This is a genomic window from Burkholderia sp. GW821-FHT14F03 (assembly GCF_058803765.1).
The window spans coordinates 64,265-73,031 of record NZ_JBXAPG010000039.1 but is presented as its reverse complement, the minus strand read 5'-3'; the positions used below and the strand labels follow the sequence as shown (position 1 = coordinate 73,031).

The 8,767-nt window shown below is 69.1% G+C and carries 6 protein-coding genes; 4 read left to right on the top strand and 2 right to left on the bottom strand.

All coding sequences use genetic code 11. The features are described 5' to 3' along the window. The first annotated feature begins 232 nt into the window (after window positions 1–232). Entirely contained in the window at window positions 233–2,602 is a 2,370-nt protein-coding gene (locus AC1RQF_RS24385; protein ID WP_273998649.1) for a mechanosensitive ion channel domain-containing protein, read from the top strand. Window positions 2,603–2,733: 131 nt separating this feature from the next. Here AC1RQF_RS24385 and metG read toward each other — a convergent pair whose 3' ends face one another. Together metG and AC1RQF_RS24375 are read right to left on the bottom strand one after the other, a co-directional pair. Continuing rightward, on the bottom strand, window positions 2,734–4,866 hold the full coding sequence (gene metG / locus AC1RQF_RS24380) for a methionine--tRNA ligase (protein WP_492873143.1): 2,133 nt from the start codon (window positions 4,864–4,866) through the stop codon (window positions 2,734–2,736). Between the two features lie 431 nt (window positions 4,867–5,297). Beyond that, the gene (locus AC1RQF_RS24375; RefSeq protein WP_273998646.1) at window positions 5,298–5,948 is read right to left on the bottom strand and encodes a YiaD family glycine zipper/OmpA-like lipoprotein; all 651 of its coding nucleotides are present in this window, start codon (window positions 5,946–5,948) and stop codon (window positions 5,298–5,300) included. A 319-nt stretch (window positions 5,949–6,267) separates the two neighbouring features. Between AC1RQF_RS24375 and apbC the strand changes: the two genes are divergently transcribed. The 3 genes from apbC (at window position 6,268) to dcd (ending at window position 8,699) form a co-directional block, all read left to right on the top strand. After that, window positions 6,268–7,356: an iron-sulfur cluster carrier protein ApbC gene (gene apbC / locus AC1RQF_RS24370; protein WP_273998645.1), complete on the top strand. Its 1,089-nt coding sequence runs from the start codon at window positions 6,268–6,270 to the stop codon at window positions 7,354–7,356. Window positions 7,357–7,492: 136 nt separating this feature from the next. Next, entirely contained in the window at window positions 7,493–8,032 is a 540-nt protein-coding gene (locus tag AC1RQF_RS24365; protein ID WP_273998644.1) for a superoxide dismutase family protein, read from the top strand. 97 nt (window positions 8,033–8,129) lie between these two features. Further along, window positions 8,130–8,699 (top strand): dCTP deaminase, encoded by a 570-nt coding sequence (gene dcd, locus AC1RQF_RS24360; protein WP_252982419.1) that lies wholly within the window; start codon window positions 8,130–8,132, stop codon window positions 8,697–8,699. Window positions 8,700–8,767 lie beyond the last annotated feature (68 nt).

Sequence of the window (8,767 nt, the reverse complement as noted above, 5' to 3'; positions counted from 1 at the left end):
GCGACTGCGCGACTGCGCGACTGCGCGACTGCGCGACTGCGCGACTGCGCGACTGCGCGACTGCGCGACTGCGCGACTGCGCGACGCGGGGTCGGATGACGCTTCTGCGTGGTCGAGGACGACGCGCCCCGGGGGCGATTCGCCGGAACTATTCGGTCCCGCCCGCGATCATGTTAACTTTCGCCATCGTCCTTACCACGGGCCGCCTCGATGCGCGCCCGCTCGTCGACCTATGCGACAGATCCTCGTTGGCTGGCTGCTTGCCGCCGTCGTCACGGCCGCCCAGGCCGCCGCCAGTGCGCCGGCCGCCGCGCCGGCGAACGTTCCCACCTCATCCGCGACAGCGCCCGCGCTGACTTCGCAGCAGGCGCAGCAGGCGCTCGCCGTGCTCGAGAACCCGCGCGATCGCGCGCAGGTCGAGACCACGCTGCGCGCGATCGCCGCCGTCGGTGCGCTGAGCGCGCCTGCCGCGAGCGCGCCGCCGCCGGCCAGCGCCGCATCGGACGCCGCCGCGCCCACCGCGCTCAAGTCGAACGGCCTCGCCTCGATGCTCGTGCGCCAGGGCTCGCGCTGGGCCGTGGATCTCGGCCGCGCGCTGCACGAATCGGCGCGCTCGCTGCTCGACATCGGCTCGGTCGGACACTGGTGGCAGGACCTGCTGACCCGCGCCGACGCGCGCGCCGCATTCCTGCGCGCGCTGTCGATCATCGTCGCCGTGCTGCTGCCTGCGCTCGTCGTCGAGCGCCTTGCCGCGCGTCTGTTGCGACGCACGCTGAATGCGCTGGCCGCGCGTCGCGGCGCCGGCGCGCCCGCGCAGGAACCCGCGCCCGCGTCCGGCAGCGACCCCGATCCGTCGCCCGACGCCGCGGCCGCGCGCGGACGCGGCCACGTGCGACGGCACAGCACGCTGCTGCAACGGATGCCGCGCGCGCTCGTCAGCCTGCTGTTGCGCGCGGTGCCGGTGCTGGGATTCGTCGGCGTCGCGAGTCTCGCGATGTCGATCCTCGCCGACGAAGGCACGCCGGCCGAAGCCGCGCTCGAAGCGCTGATCGACATCTACGTGATCTGCCGCCTGATCGTGATCGTCGCGCGGCTGTTCTTCCAGCCGGACGCGCCGCAACTGCGGCTGCTGCGCATCGGCGATCGCTGGGCGGGCTTCGCGCAGCACTGGATCGGCCGTTTCGTGACGATCGTCGGCGGCTGCACCGCGCTCGTCGAGACGGCCGCGAACTTCGGCCTGAGCGAAGCGGGCCACGTCGCGCTGCTGAAGGCCGTCGCGCTCGTCGGCCACGTGCTGGTGTCGGTGCTGATTCTGCGGTGCAGCCGGCCCGTCGCCGCGCGGATCCGCGCGCATGGCGCGGGCCGGCCGTCGTTCGCGGCGCTCGGCCACGCGCTCGCGGACGCATGGGCGCCCGCGTCGGCGCTGATCGTGATGGCGCTGTGGTTCGTGTGGGCGCTCGACGTGCACCACGGCTACCGCGTGCTGGTCACGCTCGGCGGCCGGTCGGTCGCGGTGCTGATCGTCATGCGGATCGTGTCGATCGTCGTGTTCGGCGCGCTCGCGCGGCTGTTCCAGCGCCGCGACGACGACAGCACGCTCGTCCATCGCCATGCGTACCGCTATTACCCGCTGCTGCGCCAGATCGTATCGGCCCTGGTCGGCCTCGTGACGCTCGCGCTGCTGCTGCAGGTGTGGGGCGTGCCGGTGCTGCGCGCGTTCGAAGTCGGCACGATCGGCCACCGGCTCGCGTCCGCGCTCGCGACGATCGCGATCGCGGCCGTGGTCGCGCTCGTGGCGTGGGAGGCCGCGAACATCGCGATCGAGCGCCGTCTGCAGACCTGGTCGAACGACGGCAACCTGATGCGCGCCGCGCGCCTGCGTACGCTGCTGCCGATGCTGCGCACGCTGCTGTTCGTGCTGATCGCGCTGGTGGTCGTGATGACGGGGATGAGCCAGCTCGGCGTGAACGTCGGCCCGCTGCTGGCCGGCGCGAGCATCTTCGGCGTCGCGCTCGGCTTCGGCTCGCAGAAGCTCGTGCAGGATTTCATCACCGGGATCTTCCTGCTGATGGAGAACGCGATGCAGGTCGGCGATTCGGTCACGCTCGCGGGCGTGTCGGGCACGGTCGAGTACCTGTCGATTCGCACGGTGCGGCTGCGCGCCGGCGACGGCTCGCTGTACACGATCCCGTTCAGCTCGGTGACGACCGTCAACAACACGAATCGCGGGCTCGGCAACGCGGCTGTCAAGGTGTCGATCGCGTACGGCGAGGACGTCGACCGCGCGGTGGCGGCGCTGCGGGAGATCGGCGCCGCGTTGCGCGACGATCCGACCTACCGCGACGGCATCCTGTCGGATTTCAGCTATTGGGGCGTCGACCAGGTCGACGGCGCGTCGCTCGCGCTCGTGGGGCAGATGCAGTGCACGGACACGACGCGCTGGAGCGTGCAGCGGGAGTTCAACCGGCGCATCGCGACGCTGTTTTCCGCGCGCGGGATCCGGATCGCGAATCCGCAGCGCAGTGTGGTCGCCTACGAGGGCGGCGCGCCTGATCCGGCTCATCCCGCCGCGCGGCAGGCGGCCGTGGCGGATCGCCCATGAAAACGGCCCGATCGGCGTACGCGGATCGGGCCGTTTCGGGGCGGCTCGGCCTGTTTGCCAAGCCCCGCGCGAACGGGCGCGAACGGGCGGGACCGGGCGGGACCGGGCGCAGACGGCTGCGCGGGGCGCGCTTACTTCACGCGCATGCCGGGCTTCGCGCCGCCGTGCGGTTCGAGGATGTACAGGCCCGGTTCGGCCTTCTCGTCCGCGGCGGAGGCCGCGAGCACCATCCCTTCCGACAGGCCGAACTTCATCTTGCGCGGCGCGAGGTTCGCGACCATCACCGTGAGCTTGCCGACGAGCTGCTCGGGCTGATATGCGGACTTGATGCCCGAGAACACGTTGCGGGTCTTGTCCTCGCCGATGTCGAGCGTTAGTTGCAGCAGCTTGTCCGATCCTTCGACCGCCTGGCACGCGACGATCTTCGCGATGCGCAGGTCGACCTTCGCGAAATCGTCGATCGTGATGAACGGCTCGTCGCCGGCCGCGGGCGCCGCGGCCTTGGCGGCGGGCTTCGCGTCCTTGCGCGCGGGCTGCGCCGCGGCTTCCGCGCCTTGCAGCGAGCCGCGGTTCGCCGCGAGGAGCGCCTCGATCTGCTTCGGATCGACGCGCGTCATCAGATGCTGGTACGCGCGGATCGGCTGCGTCGACGACAGCGGGCGCGCGGCGTCCGACCACACGAGCGGCTCGATCCCGAAGAACTGTTCGACGGCGGCCGCGACGCCCGGCAACACCGGCTTCAGCGCGAGCGTGAGCAGGCGGAACGCTTCGAGGCTCACGCTGCAGGTCTCGTGCAGCGCGACCGCGTTGGCGGGATCCTTGGCCTGTTCCCACGGCTTCGCCGTATCGACGTAGGCGTTCACCGCATCGGCGAGTTCCATCGCGTGACGCAGCGCGCGGCCGTATTCGCGCGCCTCGTAGTGGGCGGCAATGGCGGGGATCGCGTCGCGCAGCGTCGCGAGCAGCGGATGGTTCATCGCGCTGTCCTGCACGCGGCCGTCGAAGCGCTTGAGCAGGAAGCCCGCGGCGCGGCTTGCGATGTTCACGTACTTGCCGATCAGGTCGCTGTTGACGCGCGCCTGGAAGTCCTCGAGGTTCAGGTCGAGGTCTTCCATCGTCGCGTTGAGCTTCGCGGCGAAGTAGTAGCGCAGCCACTCCGGGTTGAGGCCGGCGTCGATGTAGCTTTGCGCGGTGATGAAGGTGCCGCGCGACTTCGACATCTTCGCGCCGTCGACGGTCAGGAAGCCGTGCGCGAACACGTTGGTCGGCGTGCGATGGCCGGAGAATTCGAGCATCGCGGGCCAGAACAGCGTGTGGAAATACAGGATGTCCTTGCCGATGAAGTGGTACTGCTCGGTCGTGCTGTCCTGGCGGACCCAGGCGTCGAAATCGATGCCGCGCTGCGCGCACAGGTTCTTGAAGCTCGCGTAATAGCCGACGGGCGCGTCGAGCCACACGTAGAAATACTTGCCGGGCGCGCCCGGGATCTCGAAGCCGAAGTACGGCGCGTCGCGCGAGATGTCCCAGTCGGCGAGCTTCGCCTCGCCGGCGTCGCCGAGCCATTCGCGCATCTTGTTGGTCGCCTCGGCTTGCGCGAGGCCGCTCACCCAGCCGCGCAGGAACGACTCGCAGCGCGGATCGGAGAGGCGGAAGAAGTAGTGCACCGACTTGCGGCGCTCGGGCGCCGCGCCCGACACGACCGAATACGGGTTGAGCAGGTCGGTCGGCTGATAGGTGCTGCCGCACACCTCGCAGTTGTCGCCGTACTGGTCCTTCGCGTGGCACTTCGGGCACTCGCCCTTGATGAAGCGGTCCGGCAGGAACATCTGCTTGACCGGGTCGTAGGCCTGCTCGATCTCGCGTTCGGCGATCAGGCCGGCGTCCTTGAGCGCGAGATAGATCTGCTCGCTCAGCACGCGGTTCTCGTCGGAGTCGGTCGTGTAGAAGTTGTCGAACGAAATCCCGTAGCTGTCGAAGTCGCGCTTGTGCTCGCGCCACACGCGCTCGATCAGCTGCTTCGGCGTCAGGCCTTCCTGCTCGGCGCGCAGCATGATGGGCGTGCCGTGGGTGTCGTCGGCGCCGATGTAATAGACCTCGTGGCCGTGCATGCGCAGCGCCCGCACCCAGATGTCGGTCTGGATGTATTCGACCAGATGGCCGATGTGGATCTGTCCGTTCGCATAGGGCAGCGCGGACGTGACGAGGATCTGGCGGCGGGCGTGCGGTGCGTCGGCGGGCGCGGAAGTGAGGTCGGAGGCGGACATAGGGTCGGTAGAAGGCAGTGGAGACGATCTCGGGGAAGCTGCGATTCTAGCAGGCGCGGGTTTGCCCGCCGTTCGCCGGGGGCGGTGGACGGTCCGGCGCGGGACGGGGACGAACCCAGGACGGGGGAAGCGGGCGGCGGCGCGGGATGGGGGACGGGCGCCAAGACGCGCGGAGGCACCGGAAAACGATGCCGATGCTGCGCTGCGCAAGGGAAACGACAGGCAAAAAAAACCGGGGCGGATTCGGCCCCGGAGCAACAACGACAAGAGGAGAATGGTGACGCGCCGGCAGCACCAGCCACGTACCGTATAGAAAGACCGGTGGGCGTCGAGGAAGTTCGAAGATTTTTTCGATTTCTTGCCAGACGCCCGCCGAGCCTTGTCCGGCGGGGCTCGGCGCGCCGCGCGCGGCGTCTCCCGGGGCGTCGTGCTTACTGGGCCGGCTGTTGCGGCGCGCGCAGGTAGATCTCGACGCGGCGGTTCTGCGCGCGGCCGGCCTCGGTCGCGTTGTCGGCGATCGGGTTCGACGCGCCCATGCCTTGCGCGGACAGGCGGCCGCCCGCCACGCCGCGCTGCACCAGCGCGGTCACCGTGCTCTGCGCGCGGTTCTGCGACAGCGTCTGGTTGTACGGCGCCGAGCCGGTGCTGTCCGTGTAGCCGACCACCGACGCGGTGATCTGCGGGTTCTGGTTCAAGGTCGACGCGAGGTCGTTGAGCAGCGGCGCGAAGGCGGGCGTGATCGCGTACTGGTTGGTCGCGAACGTGACCGAACTCGGCACGTTCAGCTTGAGCGAGCCGTCCGGCTGCTCGGTGACCTGGGTGCCCGTCTGCTGCGCCGACGGCGCGAGCTTGTTCTTGATCGCCTGCCAGTTGTAACCCGTCACGCCGCCGACCAGCGCGCCGACGCCCGCGCCGATCGCCGCGCCCTTGCCGCCGCCCGCGAGCGCACCGATCCCGGCGCCGAGCGCGGCGCCCGCGCCGGTGCCGACCGCCGTGTTATTGCCCTGCGGCGTCGCGCAACCTGCCAGCATGGCGCCGGCGAGAGCGAAAACGGACAAGCGCATCGCGATTTTGGTATTCATGTTGGATTCCTCTCTGGATAGATCGAGTCGACAAGGACACAAATAAGCACTGCTTGGCGGCCGAGGCCGCCTGCGCCGCGCGGCAAACCCCGACCATCACGATGGCCGTTCGGACAGGGCGTCGCCTCAGCCTCTACAATATAGGCGCTACGGGGCGGATATGGCCCCGATCTGCGCCGCCCGCGAAGCGTGCGCCGCAACGCGTCGCCGCGCAATGGCGTGCAACACATTTTTTCACTTTTCCCGCTTTCAGCCCCGTTATTTGAAGATTATTGATGATTTGGGCGCTTTTAAGCGACGTTCTTCCCACGGAGTATCGATGAGCATTGACCGGGCTTTGGTCGACGCCGCACTTGCGGCTCTCACTGACCCCAATACCGGCCGCCCGTATGCGGCGAACAAGGGCATTCGCGATGTCGCGATCGACGGCGACGCGGTGACGCTCGAGGTCGTGCTCGGCTATCCCGCGCGCAGCCAGTTCGAGGCGGTGCGCGGGCAGGTCGCCGCGGCGCTGGCCGCGGTGCCGGGCGTGCGCGAGGCGCGCATCGCGGTGTCGCAGGACATCGTGGCGCACACGGTGCAGCGCGGCGTGAAACTGCTGCCGAACGTGAAGAACATCGTGGCGGTCGCGTCCGGCAAGGGCGGGGTGGGCAAGAGCACCACCGCGGTCAACCTCGCGCTCGCGCTCGCGGCCGAGGGCGCGTCGGTCGGCGTGCTCGACGCCGACATCTATGGGCCCTCGCTGCCGACCATGCTCGGCATCCACGGGCGGCCGGAATCGCCCGACAACCAGTCGATGAACCCGATGGTGGGGCATGGGCTGCAGGCGAACTCGATCGGCTTCCTGATCGAGGAAGACAACCCGATGGTGTGGCGCGGCCCGATGGCGACCTCGGCGCTCGAACAGCTGCTGCGCCAGACCAACTGGCAGGCGCTCGACTACCTGATCGTCGACATGCCGCCGGGCACGGGCGACATCCAGCTCACGCTCGCGCAGCGCGTGCCGGTGACGGGCGCGGTGATCGTGACGACGCCGCAGGACATCGCGCTGCTCGACGCGAAAAAGGGGCTCAAGATGTTCGAGAAGGTCGGCATCCCGATCCTCGGCATCGTCGAGAACATGAGCATCCACGTGTGTTCGAACTGCGGCCACGAAGAGCCGATCTTCGGCGCGGGCGGCGGCGCGCGCATGGCGCAGGATTACGGGGTGAAGGTGCTCGGCAGCCTGCCGCTCGACATCGCGATCCGCGAGCAGGCGGACAGCGGCACGCCCACCGTGGTCGCGGATCCGGGCGGCGCGCTCGCCGAACGCTATCGCGCGATCGCGCGCAGCGTGGCGATCGCGATTGCCGAGCGCGCGAAGGACATGACCTCGAAGTTCCCGAGCATCGTTGTTCAAAATACGTAAAATGCCTTGCCGGACGGGGGGTGCCGCTGTTTTAAGCGCGGCGAGGCGCGGTATGATGTCGACTTTTCCAGGTCCACTTACCCGTCCGGCGGGCGCGGCGCGCCACCCCGCGCGCATCAGCCGGCATGAGGAACGCATGAAACCACGACTCGACGGCGCATTTGGCCGCCTCGCGCGCGGCGTGCTCGCCCTCCTGGCCGCCGGCGGCATGCTGGCCGGCTGCACGTCGTTCGCGTCGCAGCACGAGAAGCGGGCCGACGCGATGCTGCAGCCGACGGTCGGCAGCCAGGCGCGCGGCACCGTGACCTTCGTCGAGCGGCCGGATGGCGTGCAGGTCACCTACAACTTCTCCGGGCTGCCGCCGAACAGCGACCACGCGCTGCAGGTTCACGAGCGCGGCGACTGCAACGCGGGCGACGGCTCGAGCGCGGGCCCCGTGTTCTCGCCCGCGGCCGACCGGCTGCGCGCGGGCGCGCGCGTCGGCGGCGATCTCGGCAACATCCACGCGGATGCGAACGGCGTCGCGGCGGGCTTCATCGTCGCGCCGGACGTCGCGCTCGACGGGGTGCGCTCGGTGCTCGCGCGGTCGGTGCTCGTGCATCGCGACGCGAGCGATCCGCTGTTTCCGCAGCACGGCGCGGGCCCCGGTCTCGCGTGCGGCGTGATTCGTCCGTAAAGCGCCGCGTCGACGCGGCGCCGATCGCGTAAAATGTGCGCCTTTCGCGGCCGCCGTCCGTCGGCCGGCCTCCTTCCTCGTTTTCTGGCGCTTTTTTATGAGCATCAAGTCCGACAAGTGGATTCGGCGCATGGCCGAAGAGCACAAGATGATCGAGCCGTTCGTGCCCGGTCAGGTCCGCGCGTCCGAGGACGGGCGCAGGATCGTCAGCTACGGCACGTCGAGCTACGGCTACGACATCCGCTGCGCCGACGAATTCAAGATCTTCACCAACATCAATTCGACGATCGTCGACCCGAAGAACTTCGACGAAGGTTCGTTCGTCGACTTCAAGGGCGACGTCTGCATCATCCCGCCGAATTCGTTCGCGCTCGCGCGCACGGTCGAGTACTTCCGGATCCCGCGCACGGTGCTGACCGTGTGCCTCGGCAAGTCGACCTACGCGCGCTGCGGGATCATCGTCAACGTCACGCCGTTCGAGCCCGAGTGGGAAGGCTACGTGACGCTCGAGTTCTCGAACACCACGCCGCTGCCCGCGAAGATCTACGCGAACGAAGGCGTCGCACAGGTCCTCTTCTTCGAGAGCGACGAGGTGTGCGAGGTGTCGTACGCCGATCGCGGCGGCAAGTATCAGGGGCAACGGGGTGTCACGCTCCCGAAAACCTGATCTGCTTGTATATCGAACACCGCCAGTTACCGGGTGACCGCTGCGCGTGATGCGCCGCGGTCGTTTCT